Origin of the sequence: Pseudomonas algeriensis (genome assembly GCF_048847255.1) — a bacterium.
Lineage (GTDB): Bacteria > Pseudomonadota > Gammaproteobacteria > Pseudomonadales > Pseudomonadaceae > Aquipseudomonas.
Window position 1 is genome coordinate 410,637 of the sequence record NZ_JBKKRK010000002.1, and the last position, 24,820, is coordinate 435,456.

At 59.6% G+C, this 24,820-nt stretch carries 23 protein-coding genes; 22 read left to right on the forward strand and 1 reads right to left on the reverse strand.

The genetic code is table 11. The features are described from left to right. Nucleotides 1–12: 12 nt before the first annotated feature. The 12 genes from ACLK1G_RS04860 to ACLK1G_RS04915 all read left to right on the forward strand — a co-directional run bounded on the left by ACLK1G_RS04860 (nucleotide 13) and on the right by ACLK1G_RS04915 (nucleotide 10,506). Complete coding sequence (locus ACLK1G_RS04860) at nucleotides 13–384, forward strand: phage tail protein (protein ID WP_420764380.1); 372 nt, start codon at nucleotides 13–15, stop codon at nucleotides 382–384. A gap of 4 nt (nucleotides 385–388) precedes the next feature. Next, nucleotides 389–775, forward strand: coding sequence for a hypothetical protein (locus ACLK1G_RS04865; protein ID WP_420764381.1), 387 nt, complete (start codon nucleotides 389–391; stop codon nucleotides 773–775). Between the two features lie 179 nt (nucleotides 776–954). Continuing rightward, nucleotides 955–3,186 carry a phage tail tape measure protein gene (locus ACLK1G_RS04870; RefSeq protein WP_420764382.1) on the forward strand — a complete coding sequence of 744 codons (2,232 nt, stop codon included), beginning with the start codon at nucleotides 955–957 and terminating at the stop codon, nucleotides 3,184–3,186. Next, a complete protein-coding gene (locus tag ACLK1G_RS04875; protein WP_420764383.1) occupies nucleotides 3,183–4,508 on the forward strand; it encodes a DNA circularization protein in 1,326 nt (441 codons plus the stop codon). Before ACLK1G_RS04870 ends, ACLK1G_RS04875 begins: the two co-directional genes overlap by 4 nt. Continuing rightward, nucleotides 4,492–5,619: a phage baseplate assembly protein gene (locus tag ACLK1G_RS04880; protein ID WP_420764384.1), complete on the forward strand. Its 1,128-nt coding sequence runs from the start codon at nucleotides 4,492–4,494 to the stop codon at nucleotides 5,617–5,619. Before ACLK1G_RS04875 ends, ACLK1G_RS04880 begins: the two co-directional genes overlap by 17 nt. An 8-nt stretch (nucleotides 5,620–5,627) precedes the next feature. Beyond that, complete coding sequence (locus tag ACLK1G_RS04885) at nucleotides 5,628–6,179, forward strand: phage baseplate assembly protein domain-containing protein (protein ID WP_420764385.1); 552 nt, start codon at nucleotides 5,628–5,630, stop codon at nucleotides 6,177–6,179. 69 nt (nucleotides 6,180–6,248) lie between these two features. Next, nucleotides 6,249–6,986: a hypothetical protein gene (locus ACLK1G_RS04890; RefSeq protein ID WP_420764386.1), complete on the forward strand. Its 738-nt coding sequence runs from the start codon at nucleotides 6,249–6,251 to the stop codon at nucleotides 6,984–6,986. Nucleotides 6,987–7,067: 81 nt separating this feature from the next. Further along, complete coding sequence (locus ACLK1G_RS04895; protein ID WP_420764387.1) at nucleotides 7,068–7,418, forward strand: phage GP46 family protein; 351 nt, start codon at nucleotides 7,068–7,070, stop codon at nucleotides 7,416–7,418. A gap of 1 nt (nucleotide 7,419) precedes the next feature. Beyond that, nucleotides 7,420–8,490, forward strand: coding sequence for a baseplate J/gp47 family protein (locus ACLK1G_RS04900; protein ID WP_420764388.1), 1,071 nt, complete (start codon nucleotides 7,420–7,422; stop codon nucleotides 8,488–8,490). Further along, nucleotides 8,487–9,062: a YmfQ family protein gene (locus tag ACLK1G_RS04905; protein WP_420764389.1), complete on the forward strand. Its 576-nt coding sequence runs from the start codon at nucleotides 8,487–8,489 to the stop codon at nucleotides 9,060–9,062. The genes ACLK1G_RS04900 and ACLK1G_RS04905 overlap by 4 nt, the downstream gene beginning before the upstream one ends. Further along, complete coding sequence (locus tag ACLK1G_RS04910) at nucleotides 9,062–10,102, forward strand: hypothetical protein (protein ID WP_420764390.1); 1,041 nt, start codon at nucleotides 9,062–9,064, stop codon at nucleotides 10,100–10,102. The genes ACLK1G_RS04905 and ACLK1G_RS04910 overlap by 1 nt, the downstream gene beginning before the upstream one ends. After that, nucleotides 10,102–10,506, forward strand: a complete 405-nt coding sequence (locus ACLK1G_RS04915; protein ID WP_420764391.1) for a tail fiber assembly protein — start codon at nucleotides 10,102–10,104, stop codon at nucleotides 10,504–10,506. The genes ACLK1G_RS04910 and ACLK1G_RS04915 overlap by 1 nt, the downstream gene beginning before the upstream one ends. A gap of 189 nt (nucleotides 10,507–10,695) precedes the next feature. Here ACLK1G_RS04915 and gap read toward each other — a convergent pair whose 3' ends face one another. After that, nucleotides 10,696–11,697 (reverse strand): type I glyceraldehyde-3-phosphate dehydrogenase, encoded by a 1,002-nt coding sequence (gene gap, locus ACLK1G_RS04920; protein WP_039593774.1) that lies wholly within the window; start codon nucleotides 11,695–11,697, stop codon nucleotides 10,696–10,698. Between the two features lie 230 nt (nucleotides 11,698–11,927). Here gap and edd point away from each other — a divergent pair, with 230 nt between their 5' ends. The 10 genes from edd to ACLK1G_RS04970 all read left to right on the forward strand — a co-directional run bounded on the left by edd (nucleotide 11,928) and on the right by ACLK1G_RS04970 (nucleotide 24,696). Further along, nucleotides 11,928–13,754 (forward strand): phosphogluconate dehydratase, encoded by a 1,827-nt coding sequence (gene edd / locus ACLK1G_RS04925; protein ID WP_420764392.1) that lies wholly within the window; start codon nucleotides 11,928–11,930, stop codon nucleotides 13,752–13,754. Continuing rightward, nucleotides 13,751–14,710, forward strand: coding sequence for a glucokinase (locus ACLK1G_RS04930; RefSeq protein WP_420764393.1), 960 nt, complete (start codon nucleotides 13,751–13,753; stop codon nucleotides 14,708–14,710). The genes edd and ACLK1G_RS04930 overlap by 4 nt, the downstream gene beginning before the upstream one ends. A gap of 183 nt (nucleotides 14,711–14,893) precedes the next feature. Further along, on the forward strand, nucleotides 14,894–15,625 hold the full coding sequence (locus ACLK1G_RS04935; protein WP_420764394.1) for a response regulator: 732 nt from the start codon (nucleotides 14,894–14,896) through the stop codon (nucleotides 15,623–15,625). Beyond that, complete coding sequence (locus ACLK1G_RS04940; protein WP_420764395.1) at nucleotides 15,615–17,084, forward strand: ATP-binding protein; 1,470 nt, start codon at nucleotides 15,615–15,617, stop codon at nucleotides 17,082–17,084. Before ACLK1G_RS04935 ends, ACLK1G_RS04940 begins: the two co-directional genes overlap by 11 nt. Before the next feature lie 255 nt (nucleotides 17,085–17,339). Further along, nucleotides 17,340–18,599, forward strand: a complete 1,260-nt coding sequence (locus ACLK1G_RS04945; RefSeq protein WP_420764396.1) for a D-mannose isomerase — start codon at nucleotides 17,340–17,342, stop codon at nucleotides 18,597–18,599. 116 nt (nucleotides 18,600–18,715) lie between these two features. Next, the gene (locus tag ACLK1G_RS04950) at nucleotides 18,716–20,017 is read left to right on the forward strand and encodes an ABC transporter substrate-binding protein (RefSeq protein ID WP_420764397.1); all 1,302 of its coding nucleotides are present in this window, start codon (nucleotides 18,716–18,718) and stop codon (nucleotides 20,015–20,017) included. Nucleotides 20,018–20,251: 234 nt separating this feature from the next. Beyond that, entirely contained in the window at nucleotides 20,252–21,160 is a 909-nt protein-coding gene (locus ACLK1G_RS04955; RefSeq protein WP_030139360.1) for a carbohydrate ABC transporter permease, read from the forward strand. Further along, complete coding sequence (locus tag ACLK1G_RS04960) at nucleotides 21,153–21,992, forward strand: carbohydrate ABC transporter permease (protein ID WP_420764398.1); 840 nt, start codon at nucleotides 21,153–21,155, stop codon at nucleotides 21,990–21,992. The genes ACLK1G_RS04955 and ACLK1G_RS04960 overlap by 8 nt, the downstream gene beginning before the upstream one ends. A gap of 2 nt (nucleotides 21,993–21,994) precedes the next feature. Continuing rightward, nucleotides 21,995–23,155: an ABC transporter ATP-binding protein gene (locus ACLK1G_RS04965; protein WP_420764399.1), complete on the forward strand. Its 1,161-nt coding sequence runs from the start codon at nucleotides 21,995–21,997 to the stop codon at nucleotides 23,153–23,155. Nucleotides 23,156–23,349: 194 nt separating this feature from the next. Next, nucleotides 23,350–24,696, forward strand: coding sequence for a carbohydrate porin (locus tag ACLK1G_RS04970; protein ID WP_420764400.1), 1,347 nt, complete (start codon nucleotides 23,350–23,352; stop codon nucleotides 24,694–24,696). Nucleotides 24,697–24,820: the final 124 nt, after the last annotated feature.

A 24,820-nucleotide genomic window follows, 5' to 3' on the forward strand; every position in this document is an offset into this window, starting at 1 on the left:
AGGTAACGCTAGATGGCTGATAACTATGTGGGACAAATCGTCCTGGAGATCAACGGCACCGATTACGAAGTGGTCAGCGTGGAGCCGAGCCTCAAGACCGGGCGCAAGGTAATCAAGACCATGAACCGCACCGGCCGCGCTTCCGGCACGGCGAAAGGTATCGAAGAACATGAACTGAAAATCTCGGTGGCCATTCCCAAGTCGGGCGAGCCGGATTGGCGCGCATTGATGGACGCCAAGATCACGATCTATCCGCAGGATGGCGGCAGCAAGCGCCAGACCTGGACCGGTTGCTCGCTGCTGGAGATGGGCAGTAAGTACCAAGTCGAAGGCGAAGCCACCCGCGACCTGACCGTTGCCGCATTGAACTACTACACGGAGTGAGGGGATGACTGAGCAATCGAACAAAGAGTGGGATGGTTTGACGATCAGCGGTGAGCTGCAAGTCGGTGTGTATTACGCAGGTGTGCGCCATAAGCGGTTTACCCTACGAACGCCTGTCACCGGAGATCTGATCGGCGCCCAAGAACTCTACCCTCATGGGCCGATGCAATTGATCACGGTCGATGTGTATCGCCGCCAGCTTCTTTCCTTGGGTGATATCCCAGCCGAGGCGCTGACAACGGATCTGCTGCGCGTAGCGCTGACCGAAAGCGATCTTGGCCTACTCGCCGATGCCGATGCCGCGTTGGAAAAAAAGCTCGCGCCGCCGAGCGCGGCATCGCCGATTGGCGACGCATCGAGCATGGACTCGTCAGGGCAGGTTATCGCCTAGACGAAATTCGGCGGATGACTCGGCCGGAGATCGACGCACGTATTGACCTGATCGTAGGTAAGCCCAAAGCCACGCGGTACGTGAGCAAACGGCAACGTAAAAAAGCTGCCTGCCGCTAAATGATTCAAAGGCTCGATACCGGGCCTTTCTTGTATCTGTAAGACGCTCTGGAGTGTTTGATGAGTTCTGATTTGCGCGTTGCGCTCCGTATCCAAGCCCACTCGGGAAACAGCCGCCGCGAAATCGAGCAGCTAAACCGCGATCTGCGTAAGGCTGGGAAGGAAGGCGCGAAGTCACTGGCCGATGAAAGTTGGAAGGCAGGAGCGGCCATTTCGAAGGTCGGCCAGGCTGGCGTAGCGAGTTACCAGGTCATTCGAAACTCAATGCGCGAAACCGCGAAAGCGGGCTCGCAGACTCGGCTAGAAATCAACAAGACCAAGGACGAACTCAAAGCGATGGCCGATGCTGGGCGCAAGGCTGCGCGGGACATCAAGGCCGATGCCGCGAGCGCGGATCGTCAGGGTGTGCAGCCGCTTCGTCAAAGCGTCGAGCGCACCGAATCAGCTTTCCATCGTCTGGCGCAGAACGGCGGCCGCAACCTCCAGACGCTTAAGGCTGTCGCAGCAGGCGTTCGCAAAGAGTTTGATCGAATTAAGTCTTTAGGGTCGAGCGCTCAAGGGCAGTTGGCAGGTCTTGGGGTTGGCATAGGCGCCGTGGCCGGTTTGACCGGCAGTGCTCGCTTAGATCGTCAGTTAATCCGCACAAAGCAAACGGCGAACATGTCGCCAGAGCAGAAGGACGATTGGAAGAACAAAGGCTTTAGGATCGCCAAGGACTATGGTCTGAGCCGCGAAAGTGTGGACTCTGGCTTCAATACCTTGATTGCCTCGGGCATGGATTATGGCCCAGCAAAAAAGACTGCCGACGCGATTGGCCAGGCATCCACTATCACGGGTGCAGATTCCGCCGTCCTGGGTAAGGCCGTTGTCGCGGCTGCCAGCGCCTTTAACATCGATTTGAACAAGGGCGGTGCGGCCCTCGACCTTTTGCAAAAAATGACCGTCGCGGGCCGCCTCGGTACGGCAGAGCTTGAACATCTCTCCGATCTGTTTCCAAAGATCGGCGGTGTTGCATCAGCCGCAGGCATGTCGATTGAGCAAGCGCTTGCGTTCACTGAAGCTCTTTCCAAAGTAGAGCAACAGCCGGACCGACTGGGGACCTTGGCCGAATCCACCCTTCGCGTATTCAGTAATAAGCAATACCGAGACCAAATCACCAATTCAAGCGGCGTTGGCTTTTTCAACAAAGACGGGACATCCAAGAACCCGCTCGCTGTATTTGAAGAGTTGAAGCGTAAGTACAGCGCAATGAAAACCGATGAGCAACGCGCAAAGTTTATGGGCGTCGTTTTCAAGGGCATGGATCAGGACACTGTGCGCGGTATGCGTAGCATGTTGACCGGCGAGCGCTTGGACGACTTCCGCAACGGCGCAACCACACTTCAGAAAGCCGAACCAATCTTCAACAGTGACCTGAAAGAAAACACGAATAGTGCCAGCGGTACGGCTGCCCGAATGAAAGCCAGTTTGGGTGAGGCCATCGACCGGATGGCAACGCCTATTAATAAAACCTTCGCTGACATGGGGAGCTACCTGCTCGATGACTTGAATTTATCGGGCGAGCAAATGCTCGCGGGCGGTGCGGCATTGGGCGTGGGTGGCTATTACGCTGGGCGTGGTGCCAAAGCCGGTGCAGGTGCGTTGTTGAACAGGGTGATGGGTGGGCCGGAGACGCTGAAGAACATAGCGGTCGGCAAGGTCTTAGAGGAAGCCACGGGCGTCACTTCCGTGTTTGTGACTAACTGGCCAGGCAACATGCAACCTGGTGTCGGAATGCCTGATGTCCCCGGTGGCGCCTCTTCATCTGGGAAGGGCAAGCCTGGTGGTTTTATTGCGCCATGGTTGGCACCGATTGCGCTTGGCGCCAGTGCAACCCAACTCAGCGGCTCGACCGGCCAGAACACTGACGAAGACCGTTTGGCCATGGTTGCAAGGAACAAGCTTTTGGACGACGGGCAGCGTGCCTATCAATCAGCGTTCTATAGCAACCGCATTGCGCTGGCCGGGCAGAATCCTGGCCAATCTCAGGACTGGTTGTCGAGCCAGGCCCAGCGCTTGGCACATCAACAAACGGGACTCACTGCTTCAGGCACATCCGTCGCAGGCGCGAACGCCTGGGCGGCTGGCGTTGCCAATCGTGCCGTTGGCGCTGGGGCTGATACGCAAGCAGCCGTAGCGCGCTTGCAACAGCTCCTGGACAAACCATTGGTGATTGAGGTTCGGTCGGATTCACGCATGATCCAGGCCGAAGTCGAGCGCCGTACTGATCTGCAAGTGAGGCGCGGCCAATGAGCTGGGCGGAAACCTTACTGGACGCCTCCTTTCGCGGGGTGCCGTTCCAGGTTGTCGAAGAAAGTCTCCAGGCTCAACGGGCTTTGGCCGAGCACGGCACGCCCTTTAAGGATGGAGACCGCGTCAGGGATCTAGGGCGCGGAGCCCGACGTTTTCAGATGCAAGTCGTAGTGTTTGGCGTCAACTATGAGTTGGAATTACAGAACATCTTGCGAGCCTTGGACACTCCAGGCCCTGGGGAGCTGATCCATCCCATTTATGGCAGCGTTAGTGTCGTTACCCAGACTTGGGAGGTTAAACACAACGCAGACGGCCCCGACTCGGCCTTGGTCAGCCTATTGTTTCTGGAGGATACGCCGGAGCTGCCATTCTTTGTCCGTCAGTTCGAATTCGTCGACATCGGCATCACGGATGTGGAGGAGCAAGCCAGCTGGCAGGACGGCGTTTTCGATTTGTTCGGCCGTATCGATTCCCTGGTCAGCGAGATTCAATCCTGGATCGGTGGCGGTTGGGTCGGCCTGATAGAAAAGGCCTTGGGCTTGCCCGGTATTTTCCTCCGTGTGCAGCAACTGCGCTCACAGATCCTTGGCGTAGTCTCCGGTGTGGCGTCCATGGCCAAACATCCTTCGGCCGCCTACGATCCGTTGGTCGACCTGTTCCGTACTCCGACGCAGATCCGTAGCGCTGTCCAGGGCAGTACACCCAGTTCATCGACTGCATTACTGTCGATGTCTGGCATCCCGGCCAGTATTCCTGGCGGTGCCAGCCTGACGACTCAGGCGGCGCGAGCGGGCAACGCTTTTTTGATCAGCGCTCGCCAGGGGAATGCGCCAGACGCCGACCTGTTGCCCGACGGTATGCCTGACGATCCGGTGGAAAGTAGCGGCTTCGCCCTGGTGGTGCTGGTCATCACCGAACTGGCGGCCGCACACGCCCAGGCCGTGGCCATCGTCATCGAGGACGAAGGTCAAAATCCAACGCTCAGTCCGGTGGAATTGGAAGGCCTGGTTAACCTGGCGCGCTCGTTGGTCCAGTCCGCAGTCCTGCTTCAGCGGCGTTTGTATGACGTTGAGACCTCGCGGCCCATCATCGAAGCGTTGCGCAACACCGCCGCGCTGATACAGGCCCGCGCTCGCCAGGTCATCTTGCAAAGCCCCCCCATGGTTGAGCGGTTGGTCGAGACCCCGGCCAGCCTTCGGCTATTGGCCCATCGCTGGTACGGCGACCACACCCGCGCCCTTGAGTTGATCCGTCTCAATCCTGACCTGAATACCCCTCACAACATTCCGGCCGGGAGGGTGCTACGTGCCTACGCAGAATGACCAAACGGCACCGATCCGCCTCGCCATTGGTGGGCTGGCCCACGACACCTGGGACGGCTGGTCGGTCGAGTCCGACTTGCTCACACCTTCGGATGCCTTTGAGCTGGAGTTGTACACCAAAAACACTACACGGCTGCCGTCCGTGCTGAAGGAAGGCGCGCCGTGTTCTCTGACCCTGGGCAGCGACCGCGTGATGACAGGGCAACTGGACGAGTTCGAGCATGATGTTTCGCGTCAGGGTATTTCAATCCGCATCAATGGCCGCGACCGTGCTGCGCCCTTGGTCGACTGCTCGGCGCCGTTCGTGTCGATGCGCGACGCGTCATTGGCTCAGATCCTCGACCAGGTGGTTAAGCCCTTGGGCATTGACCGGGTCGAGATTCGCGCCGACCAGGCCAAGACCCGGCGCCGCATTCAGATAGAGCCAGGCCAAACAGCTTGGGAGGCGTTGCTCCAGGTGGCCGAGGCGAATGGGCTATGGCCATGGGTCGAGCCCGACGGACGCTTGATCATTGGTGGCCCCGACTACAACACGCCACCCGTCGGTGCGCTGATCATGCGTGAGGATGGCGTCGGCAACAACGTTCAACGCCTGAGCGTTCGCCGTTCCATCGCCAACCGGTTTAGCCAGATCACTGTCCTTGGCCAGCACGGGCAGTACGACAATGATGGGCTCGACACCAAGCGTTCCCACTTGCGTTCGGTCATCCAGGACGAAACCTTGGCCCGCCGTGGGATCTTTCGACCCAAGGTCATCATCGATAGCGCCAGCGAGAACCAGGACATGGCCACCACCCGCGCCCGCAAGCTGTTGGCTGACAGCCGCCTGGAAGGTTTCGAGATCCGCGCCATCGTCGAGGGGCACCGGGCCGACAACGGCCAAGTCTGGACACCGGGCCAGCGCGTCTTCGTCCGTAGCGAGCCCCACGAACTGAATGCCATATATTTTTTAATGGCCCGCACGCTGCGCTTGTCCCGTGGCGAAGGGGCTATTACCGAGCTGCGCTTGCGGGAGGACAAGATGTGGGTTCTCGATGGCGTGAAACAGAAGAAGCACCAGGGCAAGGTCAATAAAGACGCGGCCTTCATCGAAATGGTTAAGGGGCTGTGATGAGAAATATGGGGGGATTGATTCGCGAGCAGGTGGGCCGCTTCATGTCGAATATACGGCTGCCCTTTCGTGCGGTCGCGGCGCGTAACAGCCATGGCAAGTTAATCGGCGTGGACATGCAGGGTTTATCCGGCGAGTCGGTGTCTGGGGAGTTGTTCCAGCACTATGGCTTCAGCTCGGCACCGTTGCCGGGGGCCGAGTACCTGGTTATCCCCGTAGGTGGGAACAGCAAACACGCCATCGTCGCCGCCAGCGAGGACGCTCGCTACAGAATCGCGCTCCAGGATGGCGAAGTGTCGATCTATACCGATGAGGGGGATTGCGTGCATTTGAAGCGTGGGCGGGTGGTTGAGATCGTGACCGAAACGCTGGTGGTGAAGGCTGGGACGAAGGTTCGGTTTGAAACACCTATCGTCGAGATGACCGGGGATCAGCACGTTGACGGGAATGTCAAAGCTGAGGGGGAGGTCGCCGACCATTCCCGAACCATGCAAGGCGATAGGGAGCTTTACAACAAACACGCGCATCCGACAGGAAATCCACCGTTGCCGCTGCAATAAGCATCTACTCTTAGAGTCTTCTCGGAATCCATATATTTTCATACGGTTTATTTGAGGCGTTAGAAGTCTATGAGCCAACCGTCAGCACCGGAAAAACGACGTATTTTCCTTGGCACGGATGCTGAGAGCTTTCACATCTTCAGCATGACGCAAAACAAAAATGAGGGGAGCATTTATTTCAGTGCCCCTGCGTTTAAGGACATCGTATGGAGGGCGCCCTCAACTGACGCGAACCAGCAGTTGGAATTGCTTTCCTATCAGGCAGATGACCAGACAAAGCTAAGCCTTCACGGATCAGGACAAACACACTTACCCAAAGGCCGTCCTGACGCATTTGCGATTCAAGGCAATAGGTTATGGGACAATGGCGGAGATTGGCTGGGTACGCGCCATCTCGTGACAATTTTCCTGACGGAACCACGTCATCGACCAAGCTCTCCAGCGCTTGCAAAGAAAAGCGATTATGTAATGACAACTCCGCATTTACGTCCTTGCGTACTGGTACTTTGGGCCATACCCGTGAGGCGTATAACGGCGGTGACCATAAAATCTTCCTTTAAACTAGATGAGATAGAGGATGTTCCGCCTATTGAAGGATGGGGGACATTTGAGATGCGTCTTCACTCGATTGTATGGCTGGCCTATCGGACAAAATTTATGGATCAATGGCCCCTGCAATCGCAAGCGTGTTATGACGATGGGTACCTGATTCCACTCTTCATAGGAACAGGGGCTGGCCAATTTCGACTTGATTATCATAAGCCTAGTTATGTGCTGGTCGATGATAAGCTAACTCTTACCCTGTAACCCTGAAGCTAACGCTACTTGAATAAAGCTTAAACCGTACTGAAATGCGGTTTTTTCCGCAGCACGGCACTATGCCCGCCTATGGACGCAGGCATAAACCCCACCACTGGCGACTTGACGGGCCAGCGTATCAATACGCTGGCAAACGCCGTCTACATCCGCCTCATGACTCCCCTTGGAACCTGGTGGGCTAATCCCGCGTTGGGCTCCCGCCTGCATGAACTTCGCCGCGAAAAAGACCGCCCTCGGGTTGGCATCCTCGCCAAGCAATACGCCGAGCAAGCGCTCCAGCCTCTGCTGGATGACGGCCGCGCCAAGAAGATCACCATCACCGCTGAGCAGCCCCACAACGGCTGGCTTGAGCTGCAAATCGACATCATCGACGCCACCGGCAATCCGCAGGTGTTTCGCCAACCTGTAAGGGTGATTTGACATGGCCTTTTCCGCCCCCTCGCTGGAGGAAATCCTCGCGGGCATCCTCCGGGACATTCGCAACCTCCAAGCCGAAGCCGATATAGGCACCGATAGTGATAACTACGTCCGCTCGGCAGCGGTTGCCGCTGCTATTGAAGGGCTGTATCAGAAGATTGCGTGGACGTATCGCCAGATATTCCCCGACACAGCAGACGAAGACGAGCTGGTCCGAACTGCTGCGATAAGAGGCGTGCCACGTAAAGAGCCCGTTGGCTCTACGGGTACGGTGGAGCTTAAAGGCGTTCCGGGGGTTGAGCTGTTGCAAGGCTCAACGATTACGCACGTAGTCACTGGTGAACGGTTTACCACGCTTTCCAGCGTGATAATTGGCACAGGTGGCACAGCGACCGTCCAGGCCAGGGCAGAGAGTCTGGGGACTGGCCTCAACGATCTTTCCGGCGCGGTAATTCTTGTGAGCCCACCACTGGGGATGGACTCGGCGGCAATCTTCATCGGGCCGACAACCGGAGGTGAAGATAAGGAAAAGCCAGAGGCGTTGCTTGCTCGCCTCTTGGACATTATTCAACTGCCCCCGGCCGGGGGCGCCGCCTACGACTTTAAGCGGTGGGCTAGAAGTGTGGCCGGTGTAGCGGACGCACTGGTCATCCCGAGGCGTCGAGGTGGCGGCTCCGTCGACGTCGTCATCACCGCCAGTACTGGCAATCCGTCAGCCGAGGTCATCGCCAATTGCCTGGAGTTTATTAAAGAGCAGTGTTCCGTTATCGCGGATGTGTGGGTCTACGCGCCCACGATTCGGACGGTCAACTGTACGGCTCTGGTCGAGCTAGCGGATGGATATACGCTGGCAGAGGTTCAATCCGCTGCGCAGGTTGCCTATGAGGCATTGCTGGGTGCGTTGAAGCCTGGCGAAGCCCTCAAGCGCTCGCAGATTGAGGCCATGGTCAACAACCTGGCGGGCGTTGTCGATCGCTCTGTGACGGCTCCGACCGGTAACGTCAACGCCTCTGATGATTCGGCGCTGATCGGCTGGATTAGGCCCGGCACCATTACCCTGGGCCTGCTGATATGAGCAGCCTGGCCGACCAGCTCCGGTTGCTTTTGCCGCCCGTTTCTTATGACGGGACGGCTCCAAAGCTGTCCGCCGCCGTTGAGGCTGATGCCAATGCGCTCTCGCTAGCTGACTCACAAGTCGAATCGGCCTATAGCGTGATTTTCCCTGACTCTGGCAAAGGGTTGGCCGATTGGGAACGCGTTCTTGCATTGCCTGACCCTTGTTTGATTGGGGTGCAGCAATCGACCCAACAACGAATACAGGCGGTAGTCAGCAAGTTGCAAGGGCGAGGTGGGCAAAGCAAGCCCTTTTTCATCGCCTTGGCGAAGTCCCTGGGCTACGACATCACCATCACCACGTTCCGCCCTGCGCGTGCCGGTCGTGCGCGTGCTGGCGATGCTATCTACGGCGGTGATTGGAGCTTCGCATGGCGTGTGAACGCCCCAGCCGTAACGATCAGCCGCGCCGTCGTGGGGAGGGCCGCCGCTGGTGATCCCTTGGCGTCCTGGGGCAATAAATCACTTGAATGCAGGCTCAGCCAAATGAAACCGGCCGAGTCTATTTTGCTATTCGGTTACGGAGCCAACTGATGCAGAAGATAGGAAGCAGTACATCAACCGCGAACGGGGCCGGTGAATATACCGAGGGCAGTCCAGGCTCAGGCGTAGATGCCACGCTCATTACCGCCGCGTGGCTGAACACGATCCAACGTGAACTGGTGAACCTTATTCTAGGGGCCAGCCTGACGCTAAATCCGGCGGATGATTCGCAGGTGTTAAAGGCTGTCCAGGCGCTGCAAACATCGATGAGCACCTGGGCAAAGATCACCGGCAAACCCACCACCGTTGCGGGTTATGGCATCACCGACACTTTTACCAAGACGGAGACTTCAAGCGCTATTCAGGCTGCTGTCGCTGCCCTGGTGGCGTCATCGCCAGCAGCGCTGGACACGTTGAAAGAGCTGGCTGCGGCATTGGGCAACGATCCTAACTTCGCCACGACGATGACGAACGCCCTAGCGAGCAAGGCAAACAAGGCCACGACGCTGGCGGGCTACGGCATTAGTGATGCCTATACGCAAACACAGATTGATGATTTGTTAGGGGGGCTGACAGACCCTTGGGCCTTTATGCCTATCGGGATGCCTTTCCCGTTCTGGGACAACAACTCAGTTCCTGCTCCATCTAGGACGAACCCTAATTACCGGTATATCAGGCTGACTGCTGCTGACAGTTACAACGCTGGCGCACTGGTTTCAGAATCAGTTTCTGGAACCTCCCCATTGGTTGTGGCAACCGGCGTGGTCAACTTTGCCGGGAGCTTATTCAACGGGTTGACGATCAACCTGATCAACACTGAACGAAGGGTTATTCGGGCGGGATTACCTGGCGTAACCGAAACCGACCAAATTCAAGGCCATTGGCACGACTACTGGTACGCGAGTGGGGGCCGGGATGGTTCTACATTTTCAGATGGGTTTAATGCTGCCGCAACGACCAAGGACTCACGTGGGCCAACATATGCCCGGGTTCGCGACGCAATCAGCGACGGTGTTAACGGCACGCCGCGTATCGGTCTGGAAACCCGAGCCAAAAATATCGGTGCAACCTATTACATGAGGATCAAATAATGCCTTTTGCAGCCAATGGAATTGTCCAGCAAGATCCAATCAACGGAGGAATTGAAATCACGTTTGAGCAGTACACCGAAGCAGTCGAAGGGATGTGCTCAGGATTGAGTGTCACTATCGATGATGGGTTCAAGGTTGCACCGGCTCCAGTGCCTGAGCCCAATATTCCTAATCCACCAACACCAGCAGAGCTGGCCGCGATTGCTTTGAGTCAACGCGACAGCTTGCTTGGCTCGGCCACGCTCCGAATAGGTCCGCTCCAGGACGCTATTGACCTCGGAGAGGCTACCCCTGAGGAAATTAACTTGCTGACCCGGTGGAAGCAGTACAGGGTCGCGCTGAATCGTATTGAACAGCAGGCGGAGTTCCCTGTGGTTATCGACTGGCCTGTTTCACCAGATTGATATGAAGCCAATCTGCGTGTAGTGCCAAACGAACCGCGAAGCGGTGCCAAATCCGGCGCGCGCTTACACGAGCTTGCTCGCGATGACGGAGTGTCAGTTGCCATTGATGTTGGCTGATACGCCGCTTTCGCGAGCAAGCTCGCTCCCACAGAAACCGCCCACAGAAAAGCTCAAGAACTACCGTGGCAGTTACTCCGCGTTACACAACGCCAGGCAGTTATCCAGCATGCGGTTGGAGAAGCCCCATTCGTTGTCATACCAGGCCAGCACCTTGAGCAGCTTGCCGCTGGCTTTGGTGTGGTTGGCATCGAAGATCGACGACAACGGGTTGTGGTTGAAATCGCTGGAGACCAACGGCAGGGTGTTGTAGCCGAGGATCTTGGAGTGCTGGCTGGCCTGCTTGAGCAGTGCGTTGACTTCATCGGCCGACGCTTCGCGCTTGAGTTGCACGGTGAGGTCCACCAGGGAGACGTTGATCACCGGCACGCGCACGGCCATGCCGGTCAGCTTGCCCGCCAGTTCCGGCAGCACCAGGCCGACGGCTTCGGCGGCGCCGGTCTTGCTCGGGATCATGTTCTGGGTGGCCGAGCGGGCGCGGTACGGGTCGCTGTGATAGACGTCGGTCAGGTTCTGGTCGTTGGTGTAGGCATGGATGGTGGTCATCAGGCCGCTTTCGATGCCGAGCTCGCGGTGCAGCACCTGGGCCACCGGGGCCAAGCAGTTGGTGGTGCACGACGCGTTGGAAATGATCTGGTGGGACTGGCGCAAGATGTCATGGTTGACGCCGTACACCACAGTGGCATCGGCGCCCTTGGCCGGGGCCGAGATAATCACTTTGCGAGCGCCGGCACTGATGTGGGCGGCAGCCTTGGCGCGGTCGGTAAACAGACCGGTGCATTCAAACACCACATCGATCTTCTCGGCGGCCCAGGGCAGCTCGGCCGGGTTGCGGATGGCACTGACCGAAATGCGGTCGCCATTGACCGTCAGGCTTTCGTGATCGTGCTGCACGTCGGCATCGAAAGTGCCATGCACGGTGTCGAACTTGAGCAGATGAGCGTTGATCGCACTGTCGCCCAGGTCGTTGATGGCGACGATCTGCAGGTCGCGACGATAGCCTTGGGTATACAGTGCGCGGAGGACGTTGCGGCCGATGCGGCCAAAACCATTGATTGCGATTCGAAGAGTCATTAACTGCGCCGCCATCGATTTGTTGTTGGAATTACAAGATTATTCGCATAAAAATAGAAAACAAGCCTTTTTAGTGGCAATATTTTGTTTTATCTACAACGAGTGACCTGAATCAACTGGTCCGATTGGTCAAAAACCGTTTGTCGCCTTGTCTTTCACCGGGTGTGCAACGGGCTTTTAACCAGCATAGACAATCAGGTCGCCACACCCGCTAGCCTGGAGTTCTACACATGCATCCCCGCGTACTTGAGGTCACCGAACGGCTTATCGCCCGCAGTCGCGCTACGCGCGAGGCTTACCTTGCACTGATCCGCGGTGCAGCCAGCGACGGGCCGATGCGCGGCAAGCTGCAGTGCGCCAACTTCGCCCATGGCGTGGCCGGTTGCGGCACTGAAGACAAGCACCACCTGCGGATGATGAACGCCGCCAACATCGCCATCGTGTCGTCCTACAACGACATGCTCTCGGCCCACCAGCCCTACGAAACATTTCCAGAACAAATCAAGAAAGCCCTGCGCGAGATCGGCTCGGTTGGCCAGTTCGCCGGCGGCACGCCCGCGATGTGCGACGGCGTGACCCAGGGTGAGGCGGGGATGGAACTGAGCTTGCCGAGCCGTGAAGTGATCGCACTGTCCACGGCGGTGGCGTTGTCCCACAACATGTTCGACGGCGCGCTGATGCTCGGCATCTGCGACAAAATCGTCCCTGGCCTGATGATGGGCGCGCTGCGCTTCGGTCATCTGCCGACGATCTTCGTGCCCGGCGGGCCGATGGTCTCGGGCATTTCCAACAAGGAAAAAGCCGACGTACGCCAGCGCTACGCCGAGGGCAAGGCCAGCCGTGAAGAGCTGCTGGAATCGGAAATGAAGTCCTACCACAGCCCGGGCACCTGCACGTTCTACGGCACCGCCAACACCAATCAGTTGCTGATGGAAGTGATGGGCTTGCATTTGCCGGGCGCTTCGTTCGTCAACCCGAACACGCCGCTGCGCGATGCGTTGACCCGTGAGGCCGCGTTCCAGGTGACGCGCCTGACCAAGCAGAGCGGCAATTTCATGCCCATCGGCGAAATCGTCGACGAACGCTCACTGGTCAACTCCATCGTTGCACTGCACGCCACCGGCGGTTCCACCAACCACACCCTGCACATGCCGGCCATCGCCATGGCGGCGGGCATCCAGCTGACCTGGCAGGACATGGCCGACCTCTCCGAAGTGGTGCCGACCCTCAGCCACGTCTACCCGAACGGCAAGGCCGATATCAACCACTTCCAGGCGGCGGGCGGCATGTCCTTCCTGATACGCGAATTGCTGGAAGCAGGCCTGCTCCACGAAAACGTCAACACCGTGCTCGGCCATGGCCTGAGTCGCTACACCCAGGAGCCGTTCCTGGAGGATGGCGAGCTGGTGTGGCGCGACGGCCCGACCGAAAGCCTCGACGAAACCATCCTGCGTCCGGTGGCCCGTGCCTTCTCCCCAGAAGGCGGGTTGCGGGTGATGGAAGGCAACCTCGGGCGTGGGGTCATGAAGGTTTCGGCCGTGGCCTTGGAAAACCAGATCGTCGAAGCGCCGGCCATGGTCTTCCAGGATCAGCAGGACCTGGCGGATGCGTTCAAGGCGGGTCTGCTGGAGAAGGATTTTGTCGCGGTGATGCGCTTCCAGGGCCCGCGCTCCAACGGCATGCCGGAGCTGCACAAGATGACGCCGTTCCTCGGCGTGCTGCAGGACCGTGGCTTCAAGGTGGCGCTGGTCACTGATGGACGCATGTCCGGGGCATCCGGGAAAATCCCGGCGGCCATTCATGTCAGCCCTGAAGCTTATGTCGGCGGCGCGTTGGCGCGGGTGCAGGAGGGCGATATCATCCGCGTCGATGGCGTCAAAGGCACCTTGGAGTTGAAGGTCGACGCCGAGGAATTCGCCGCGCGCGAACCGGCCAAGGGCCTGTTGGGCAACAACATCGGCACTGGTCGCGAGCTGTTCGGTTTCATGCGCATGGCCTTCAGCTCGGCAGAGCAGGGCGCCAGCGCCTTCACTTCTGCCCTGGAGACGCTTAATTGAAACTGGCTTTGGTCGGTGACATCGGTGGGACCAACGCGCGTTTCGCCCTGTGGAAGAACCACAACCTGGAGAATATCCAGGTGCTGGCGACAGCGGATTACGCCTGCCCGGAAGATGCCATCGAGGTTTATTTGAATGGCATGGGAATGAAACCGGGCGCCATCGGTTCGGTGTGCCTGTCGGTGGCCGGCCCCGTGAGCGGCGATGAGTTTCGTTTTACCAACAATCACTGGCGCCTGAGCAACCTGGCGTTCTGCCAGAGGTTGCAGGTGGAGAAACTGTTGCTGGTCAATGACTTCTCCGCCATGGCCCTGGGCATGACCTGCTTGCGTCCGGATGAGTACCGGGTTGTCTGCCAGGGCACGCCGGAGCCGATGCGCCCGGCGGTGGTGATCGGCCCGGGCACCGGGCTGGGCGTCGGTACGCTGCTGGACTTGGGCGAGGGCCGTTTTGCGGCGTTGCCAGGGGAGGGCGGCCATGTCGACCTGCCGATGAGCAGTCCGCGCGAGACCCAGCTCTGGCAGCACATCTACAACGAGATCGGCCACGTCAGCGCCGAAACCGCCCTGAGCGGCAGCGGCCTGCCCCGTGTCTACCGGGCGATTTGCGCGGTGGACGGTCATGACCCGGTGCTCGATACCCCCGAGTCGATCACTGCCGCCGGGCTGGCCGGCGACCCTATCGCCCTGGAAGTGCTCGAGCAGTTCTGCCGATGGCTGGGCCGCGTGGCCGGCAACAACGTACTCACGGTGGGCGGGCGTGGCGGCGTGTACATCGTTGGCGGCGTGGTCCCGCGGTTTGCCGATTTCTTCGTCGAAAGCGGTTTCGCCAAATCCTTCGCCGACAAGGGCTGCATGAGCGATTATTTCAAGGGTATTCCGGTCTGGCTGGTGACGGCGCCATACTCCGGCCTGATGGGCGCGGGCGTGGCGTTGGAGCAATCCTCCACGATTTGAAATTGGAAACTCGCCCCTGTGGGAGCGAGCTTGCTCGCGATGATGGAGTGTCAGTCGCCATTGAGATTGACTGATACACCGCTATCGCGAGCAAGCTCGCTCCCACAAGCGGCTCTGTAGTGTTTGTAAAACCCGGCCATCAGGCATAATCGCCCCCAATCCACACAACAAGGACGAGGCCCCGTGAGTGCAGTGAACAAATCGATTTTGTTGGTCGACGATGACCAGGAGATTCGCGAACTGCTGGACACTTACCTCAGCCGTGCGGGTTTCCAGGTGCGCACCACGCCTGATGGCGCCGGGTTTCGCCAGGCCTTGAACGAGGCGCCAAGCGACCTGGTGATCCTCGATGTGATGCTGCCCGATGAGGACGGTTTCAGCCTTTGCCGCTGGGTTCGCGAACATCCACGCCAGGCCCATGTGCCGATCATCATGCTCACCGCCAGCTCCGACGAAGCCGACCGGGTCATTGGCCTGGAATTGGGTGCCGATGATTACCTGGGCAAGCCGTTCAGTCCGCGTGAATTGCAGGCGCGCATCAAGGCGCTGCTGCGCCGGGCGCAGTTCGGCCAGGAGCGGACGGGCGGCGACGTGCTGGCCTTTGACGAGTGGCGGCTGGACATGGTCAGCCATCGGCTGTTCCACGCCGACGGTGAAGAGGTGATTCTCTCCGGCGCTGATTTTGCCCTGCTCAAGTTGTTCCTCGACCACCCTCAGGAAATCCTCGACCGTGACACCATCGGCAACGCCACGCGTGGGCGCGAACTGATGCCCTTGGACCGAATCGTCGACATGGCGGTCAGTCGCCTGCGCCAGCGCCTGCGCGACACGGAAAAGCCGCCGCGGTTGATCCGCACGGTGCGCGGCAGTGGTTATCAACTGGCGGCCAGTGTGGTTGCCAGCAATGGTCACTGAAGCGATCAGGAAAGTCGTGCGCCGGGTGCCCGTGCCACGCTCGTTGCTGGGGCGGATGCTGCTGCTGACGCTACTGGTGGTGCTGTTCGCCCAGACGCTGTCCAGTCTGATCTGGGTCTCCCAATTGCGCGCCACCCAGCTTGAAGGCCTGGTCACCAGCGCGCGCAGCCTTGCCCATTCGATGACCGCCACTGTCAGTTATCTGCGCTCGCTGCCGGTGGCGTACCGGCCCCTGGTGCTGGACCAGTTGCGCAGCATGGGCGGCACACGCTTTGTCGTCACCCTCAATGACAAGCCGCTGGGCATGGACGTGCTGCCCGTGACGCCGCGAAAGCTGGCGGTGCTCCAGGCCGTGGATGACGTGCTGCGGCGCTCCCTGGGCAGCAGCGCCGACATCTCGGTCAAATTCGTTAGCCCTGAAGACCTGCGGATTTTCAACGGCGGGCTCAAGCTCGACGAGCTGCCGCGATCATGGGCCCATTACGCCTTGACGCTTGAGCCGGTGAATCCGCCGGTCCTGGTCACGCAAATCCAGATGGCGCCGGGTGAATGGCTTTACATCGCCTCGCTGCTGCCCGAACCCTATACCAGCCTCGAAGAGCAGGATCTGCCCAAGCAGCAGGTGGGCTTCATCGTGCTCACCAGCAGCCTGCTGTTGCTGTTCATCGGCTTGTTGGTGCATTGGCAGAGCCGACCATTGAAACGCCTGGCCCGAGCGGCGCGGGACATGTCCCTCGGTGCCGAAGTGGAACCGGTGGCCGAGGGTGGCGGCAGCGAAGTGGTGGAGGTGGGCCGGGCTTTCAATGCCATGCGCGAGCGCATCAGCCGCTATTTGACCGAGCGCAGCCAGTTGTTCAGCGCCATCTCCCACGATCTGCGCACGCCGATTACCCGGCTGCGGTTGCGGGTCGAGCTGCTGGAGGATGAAAACCTGCAAGCCAAGTTCGGCCGAGACCTGGATGAGCTGGAGCTGTTGGTCAAGGGGGCGCTGCAATGCGTGAAGGACACCGACATCCACGAAAACATCGAGCCGGTGGACCTCAACCATGTGCTGGATTGTCTGGTAGAGCCTTATCTGGCGCCCAACGGCAACGGCCGGGTGACCCAGGATGGCCGGGCGCTGGCGCCGTATCCCGGCAAGCCGCTGGCCCTCAAGCGGTGCATCGGCAACCTGATCGACAACGCCTTGAAATACGGCCAGAGAGCCCATTTGCACATCGATGATGATGAGTCGGCGTTCATTCTGCACGTCGATGACGAAGGCCCGGGCGTACCGGAACAACGCCTCGAACAAGTCTTCGAGCCGCACTTTCGCCTGGCCGGGCAGCAGCAGGGGTACGGCCTGGGGCTGGGTATCGCACGCAACATTGCCCACAGCCATGGCGGTGAGGTGAGTTTGCAGAACCTGCGCGAGGGTGGGTTGCGGGTGACGTTGCAGTTGCCTCGCAGCGTGGATTGATTAGACCGCGTTATCGTTCGTCGCGAGCAGGCTCGCTCCCACAGGGGATCTGTGTCGAACAGAATAAGCGCGTCAATGAGGTCCAATGTGGGAGCGAGTCTGCTCCGGGCGGCGTTCCGACGAAGGCGCCAATCGCTTCAACACATATCCATGCCAATGTCACAACTCGGTGACATAACTCGCCCCTTTCGTTACCTGCCGTCAACCCTCCCTTGTTTAGACTCCCTGCGTCAAAACAACAAAAAAGGTATCTCGATGGACACCTTCCAACCGGCGTTCAGCAGTTGGCTGAATGCGCCCGCCCACCAGCAATGGCTTGCCGCAGAAGGCTTGCGTCTGCTGACGTTCGCCAAGGCCTCGAAGCTGCCGGACGGCTTTGGCAACCTGGACGAATTGGGCCGCCTGCCGGCCGATGCCCGGGCCGAAACCATGAATACCGCGCGCATGACCCACAGCTTCGCCATGGCCCACATCCAAGGCCTGCCGGGGTTCGCCGAGCTGGTTGACCATGGCGTACAGGCGCTCATGGGGCCGCTGCGCGATGCCGAGCATGGCGGTTGGTTCGCCAGGACCGATCCGGCTGAAAACGAGGCTGGAAAAGCCGCTTACCTGCATGCTTTCGTTGCCCTGGCAGCCAGCTCTGCGGTCGTGGCCCAGCGCCCCGACGCCGAGGCCCTGCTCAAGGAGGCGGTGCGGGTCATCGACGAGCATTTCTGGTGCGAGGAGGAGGGTGCCCTGCGTGAATCCTTCAACCGCGACTGGTCAGAAGAAGAGGCCTATCGCGGCGCCAACAGCAACATGCACGGCACCGAAGCCTTCCTCGCCCTCGCCGATGCCACGGACGATCCGCGCTGGCTGGCTCGCGCGTTGCGTATCGTCGAGCGGGTGATCCATGGTCACGCGGCCGCCAACGACTACATGGTCGTCGAGCATTTCGACCGCGACTGGCAGCCGCTGCGCGAGTACAACCACGACAACCCGGCCGATGGGTTTCGTCCCTACGGCACCACCCCTGGCCATGGTTTCGAATGGGCGCGGCTGTTGTTGCACCTCGAGGCCGCACGCGTGCAGATCGGCATGCTGACGCCGGGCTGGCTGGCCCAGGACGCTCAGAAACTGTTCGACCAGAACTGCCGCCATGGCTGGAACGTCGACGGTGCCCCGGGCATCGTTTACACGCTGGACTGGGACAATCGCGCCGTGGTTCGCCATCGCCTGCACTGGGTGCATGCCGAAGCGGCAGCGGCGGCCAGTGCCTTGCTCAAACGTACCGACGAGGCTCGATACGAAGCGTGGTACCGGCGCTTCTGGGAATTTTGTGACAAACATTTCATCGATCGCTGCAACGGCAGCTGGCATCACGAGCTCGACCCGCAGAACCGCCCCAGCGCCGACATCTGGCCGGGCAAGCCGGACCTTTATCATGCCTGGCAAGCGGTGTTGATCCCTCGTCTGCCGTTGGCCCCGAGCATGGCGTCAGCCTTGGCGCGGTTGTCCGATCCTGCACCTGTGTAACCATGTCGTGACATATCCACGTCCCTTCGTTACCTGCGAAGGGATAACCCCTGATTAGAATCCATGCAGCGCAAGCACCAGACTTGCATGCATAACAACAAGAAAGGTACTTCTAGATGAATGCGATTTCTCGCCTCGCTACTGTCATTTCTCTTGCTTCCTTGCTTCCCGTCGCAGCATTCCCTGTCAGCGCCCTGGCCGCCGAATCGAAAGGTTCCGTGGAAGTCGTCCACTGGTGGACGTCGGGCGGTGAAAAAGCCGCGGTCGATGTGCTCAAGGCTCAAGTAGAAAAAGACGGTTTTACCTGGAAGGACGGTGCCGTCGCTGGCGGTGGCGGTTCTACCGCCATGACCGTGCTCAAGAGCCGCGCCGTGGCCGGCAACCCACCGGGCGTTGCCCAGATCAAGGGCCCGGACATCCAGGAATGGGCGACCACCGGCCTGCTCGACACCGACGTCCTCAAGGACGTTTCCAAGGCAGAAAAGTGGGACAGCCTGCTCGACAAGAAAGTCTCCGATACCGTGAAGTACGAAGGTGACTACGTAGCCGTGCCGGTGAACATCCACCGCGTCAACTGGCTGTGGATCAACCCGGAAGTCTTCAAGAAAGCCGGTATCACCAAGAATCCAACCACCCTCGAAGAATTCTACGCCGCCGGCGACAAACTCAAGGCCGCGGGCTTCATCCCCCTGGCCCACGGTGGCCAGCCTTGGCAGGACAGCACCGTGTTCGAAGCGGTGGTGCTCTCGGTCATGGGCGCTGATGGCTACAAGAAAGCACTGGTCGACCTGGACAACAAAGCGTTGACCGGCCCGGAAATGGTCAAGGCGCTGACCGAGCTAAAGAAAGTCGCGACCTACATGGACGCCGATGGCAAGGGCCAGGACTGGAACCTGGAAGCGGCCAAGGTCATCAATGGCAAGGCCGGCATGCAGATCATGGGTGACTGGGCCAAGAGCGAGTGGACCGCCGCCAAGAAAGTCGCCGGCAAGGACTACGAGTGCGTAGCGTTCCCGGGTACCGAGAAGGCCTTCACCTACAACATCGACTCCCTGGCGGTGTTCAAGCAGAAGGATGCAGGCACTGCGGCGGGCCAGCAGGACATCGCCAAGGTCGTGCTGGGTGAGAACTTCCAGAAAGTCTTCAGCATCAACAAGGGTTCGATCCCGGTGCGTAACGACATGCTGGCCGACATGGGCAAGTACGGTTTCGACTCCTGCGCCCAGACCGCCGCCAAGGACTTCCTGGCGGACGCCAAGAACGGCGGCCTGCAACCGAGCATGGCGCACAACATGGCGACCACGCTGGCCGTGCAAGGCGCGTTCTTTGACGTCGTGACCAACTACATCAACGACCCGAAAGCCGACCCGGCCGACGCCGCCAAGAAACTTGGCGCAGCGGTTCAGTCTGCGAAGTAATTAGCGCCGCGGTCCCTTGTGGGAGCGAGCTTTGTGGTGAGGGGATTTAGCGAAACGTCGCACCCCCCCGATGGGTCGCGCAGCGGCCCCAAAAAATTGTCATGGCGGAGTAACAGAAACACCGCATGCAATGGCTTTGCGACTGCTTCGCAGTCGATCGGGGATAAATCCCCTCGCCACAGAGTTCGCTCCCACAGAGGGAGGCCCTTGTAACCTGGTTTTTGGATTTTCCCCATGAGTTCTGTTGCTGTGTTCAGCAAGGCCTCGCCGTTCGATGCATTGCAGCGCTGGCTACCAAAACTGGTGCTGGCGCCGAGCATGTTCATCGTCCTGGTGGGCTTTTATGGCTACATCCTGTGGACGTTCGTCCTGTCGTTCACGACGTCGACTTTCCTGCCTACCTATAAATGGGCGGGCCTGGCTCAGTATGCGCGGCTGTGGGACAACGACCGCTGGTGGGTGGCCAGCAAGAACCTCGCGGTGTTCGGCGGGATGTTCATCGGCATCACCCTGGTCATCGGCGTGCTGCTGGCGGTGTTTCTCGACCAACGTATTCGCCGCGAAGGTTTCATCCGCACCATTTACCTGTACCCAATGGCGCTCTCGATGATCGTTACCGGTACCGCTTGGAAGTGGCTGCTCAACCCGGGCATGGGCCTGGACAAATTGTTGCGTGACTGGGGTTGGGAAGGCTTCCGCCTGGACTGGCTGATCGACCCCGATCGCGTGGTGTATTGCCTAGTGATCGCTGCCGTTTGGCAGGCCTCGGGTTTCATCATGGCGATGTTCCTGGCCGGCCTGCGAGGCGTGGACCAGTCGATCATCCGCGCCGCGCAGATCGATGGCGCGAGCATGCCGCGCATCTACTGGAAAGTCGTACTGCCGAGCCTGCGTCCAGTGTTCTTCAGCGCCGTGATGATCCTGGCGCACATTGCGATCAAGAGCTTCGACCTGGTGGCGGCCATGACGGCCGGTGGTCCGGGCTACTCCTCCGACCTGCCTGCCATGTTCATGTATTCGTTCACCTTCAGTCGCGGCCAGATGGGCATGGGCTCGGCCAGTGCAATCCTGATGCTCGGTGCGATCCTCGCGATCATCGTGCCTTACTTGTATTCCGAGCTGAGGGCCAAGCGTCATGACTAGTCTCGCTGCGAAACCTTCCATCAGCCGCATCGCGATCTATGCGGTGCTGATTGTTGCGGTACTGCTTTACCTGGTGCCGTTGGTGGTCATGCTGTTGACCAGCTTCAAGACGCCGGAAGACATCAGCACCGGCAACCTGTTGAGCTGGCCGACCGTGGTCAGCGGCATCGGCTGGGTCAAGGCCTGGGCGACGGTCAACGGTTACTTCTGGAACTCGATCAAGATCACCGTGCCGGCCGTACTGATTTCCACGGCCATCGGTGCACTGAACGGTTATGTGCTGTCGATGTGGCGCTTCCGTGGCTCGCAGTTGTTCTTCGGCCTGCTGCTGTTCGGTTGCTTCCTGCCGTTCCAGACCGTGCTGCTGCCGGCCTCGTTCACCCTCGGCAAGATGGGCCTGGCCAGCACCACCACTGGCCTGGTGTTTGTCCACGTCGTCTACGGCCTGGCGTTCACCACGCTGTTCTTCCGTAACTACTACGTGAGTATTCCCGACGCGCTGGTGAAGGCGGCGCGCCTCGATGGCGCCGGGTTCTTCACGATCTTCCGGCGGATCATCCTGCCGATGTCGACGCCGATCATCATGGTCTGCCTCATCTGGCAGTTCACGCAGATCTGGAATGACTTCCTGTTCGGCGTGGTGTTCTCCAGCGGTGACTCCCAGCCCATCACGGTGGCGCTGAACAACCTGGTCAACACCAGCACCGGGGCCAAGGAATATAACGTGGACATGGCGGCGGCGATGATCGCCGGGCTGCCGACCCTGCTGGTCTATGTGATCGCAGGCAAGTATTTCGTGCGCGGCCTCACGGCTGGCGCGGTCAAGGGGTAATCATGGCTACGCTTGAACTTCGCAATGTAAACAAGACCTACGGCGCGGGCCTGCCCGACACCTTGAAAGACATCCAGCTGTCGATCAAAGAAGGCGAATTCCTGATCCTGGTCGGTCCTTCGGGCTGCGGCAAATCGACTCTGATGAATTGCATCGCCGGCCTCGAGACCATCACCGGCGGCGCGATCATGATCGGCGACCAGGATGTCAGCGGCATGAGCCCGAAGGATCGCGACATCGCCATGGTGTTCCAGTCCTACGCGCTGTACCCGACCATGAGCGTGCGCGAGAACATCGAGTTCGGCCTGAAGATTCGCAAGATGAAACAGGCGGACATCAATGAGGAAGTGGCGCGGGTCGCCAAGCTGTTGCAGATCGAGCACCTGCTCAACCGCAAGCCTGGCCAGCTCTCCGGTGGCCAGCAACAGCGCGTTGCGATGGGCCGGGCCCTGGCGCGGCGGCCGAAGATCTACCTGTTCGACGAACCGTTGTCCAACCTCGACGCCAAGCTGCGGGTCGAGATGCGCACCGAAATGAAACTGATGCACCAGCGCCTGAAGACCACCACGGTCTACGTCACCCACGACCAGATCGAAGCCATGACCCTGGGCGACAAAGTGGCGGTGATGAAGGACGGGATCATCCAACAGTTCGGCACGCCGAAGGACATCTACAACAACCCGGCGAACCTGTTCGTGGCGAGCTTCATCGGTTCGCCGCCAATGAACTTCATCCCGCTGCGCCTGCAACGCAAGGACGGCCGCCTGCTGGCCTTGCTCGACAGCGGACAGGCCCGTTGCGAGTTGCCGCTGGGCATGCAGGACGCCGGCCTGGAAGATCGCGAAGTGATCCTTGGCTTGCGCCCGGAGCAGATCGTGCTGGCCGGCAACGAGCCGAACGGCATGCCAACCATTCGCGCCGAAGTGCAGGTCACCGAACCCACCGGGCCAGACACCCTGGTGTTCGTCAATCTCAACGACACCAAGGTCTGCTGCCGCCTGGCGCCAGACGTGGCGCCGCAGCCGGGAGAGACCCTGACGTTGCAATTCGACCCAGCGAAAGTGCTGCTGTTCGACGCCAAGTCCGGCGAACGCCTGGGCGTGGCTGCGCAGCCGCGGGCCGAAGACCGACCTGCCAACGTGGCGCAGTTCAAAGGCCGGTGATGAACAAGTGTGGGAGCGAGCTTGCTCGCGATGGCGGTACATCAGTTGCGGCTGAAGTGAATGACACACCGCTATCGCGAGCAAGCTCGCTCCCACAGAAAAAGGAGTATGCGACGGGTGGGGACATCCGTCGCAATCGTTGTAAACCGCGTTAGATAAAAACAGTTAATAACAATAAAGACGAGGATGTAGGGATGAAGAAGAAGAACAATGCCCAGCTTATCTGCCAGTTGTCAGCCGTTGCGGCGATGATGCTGGCCGGTAGCGCACACGCTGCCGACGCGTTCAGCGCCGATTCGCAGTGGATGACGGGCGACTGGGGCGGTGAACGGACCAAGCTGATCGAGCAGGGTATCGACATCAAGGCCGATTTCGTCGGTGAGATGGGTGCCAACCTCCACGGCGGCTACAACGATGACAAGACTGCGCGTTGGTCCCAGCAGTTTGGCCTGGGTGTCGCGCTCGACCTGGAAAAACTGGCGGGCTGGAACGATACCGAAGCCAAGATCCAGTTCACTCGCCGGGATGGTCGCAACATTTCCAACGACCGTATCGGTGACCCGCGTGCCGGCACGCTCAGTTCGTCCCAGGAAGTCTGGGGTCGCGGCCAAACCACGCGTCTGACGCAGTTGTGGATCAAGCAGAAGTACTTTGACAGCAAGCTGGACGTCAAGGCCGGTTACTACGGCGTGGGCGAGGATTTCAACACTTTCCCTTGCGACTTCCAGAACCTGGCCTTCTGCGGTTCCCAAGCGGGTAACTGGGCCACCGGCATCTGGTACAACTGGCCAATCATGCAGGCAGCGATTCGGTTCAAGTACAACATCACCCCTGAGCTCTACGCGCAAATCGGTGCGTACAACCAGAACCCTTCGCAACTGGAAAACAACAACCGTTACAAGCTCAGCGGCAGCGGGACCGAGGGTACGCTGATTCCGGTCGAGTTGGTCTGGTCGCCCAAGCTCAACAACCTGCCTGGCGAATACCGTGTCGGTTACTACAAGAGCACGGCCAAGGCCGATGACGTCCGCGAGGACGACAACGGCAACGACGCCGCAACCACCGGCAGCGCCTATCGCAGCCACAGCAGCAAGGACGGCTACTGGTTCGTCATGCAACAGCAGCTCACCACCCACAATGGTGACGCTTCGCGCGGCTTGAACATCGCGGCCAACGCCACCTTCCACGACAAGGACACCAACATCGTCGACAACTACCAGTCGCTGATGTTCGTGTACAAGGGCCCATTCGATGCGCGTCCAAAGGATGACGTGGGTATCGGCTTCGCCCGTATCCATGTCAACGAAGACGTGAAGAAGAACGCCGATCTGACCAACGTAGCCAATGGCGTGACCGATTACGACGATCCGCTGTTTTCGCCGTTGCGCAGCACCGAGTACAACTACGAAATCAACTACGGCTTCCACGTCACCAACTGGCTGACCGTGCGTCCGAACCTGCAATACGTCACTCACCCGGGCGGTGTTGACGAGGTGGACAACGCGCTGGTGGCCGGCCTGAAAATCCAGTCGGTGTTCTGACGCTGTTGCGATAAGCTCTCCTCTATGTGCGCATATTTGCGGACGGCCAAGGCTGTCCGCTTTTTTTTGCGGAGCGATCAATTGTTTGGTTGGGGGCCGAACCTGTGGCGAGGGGATTTATCCC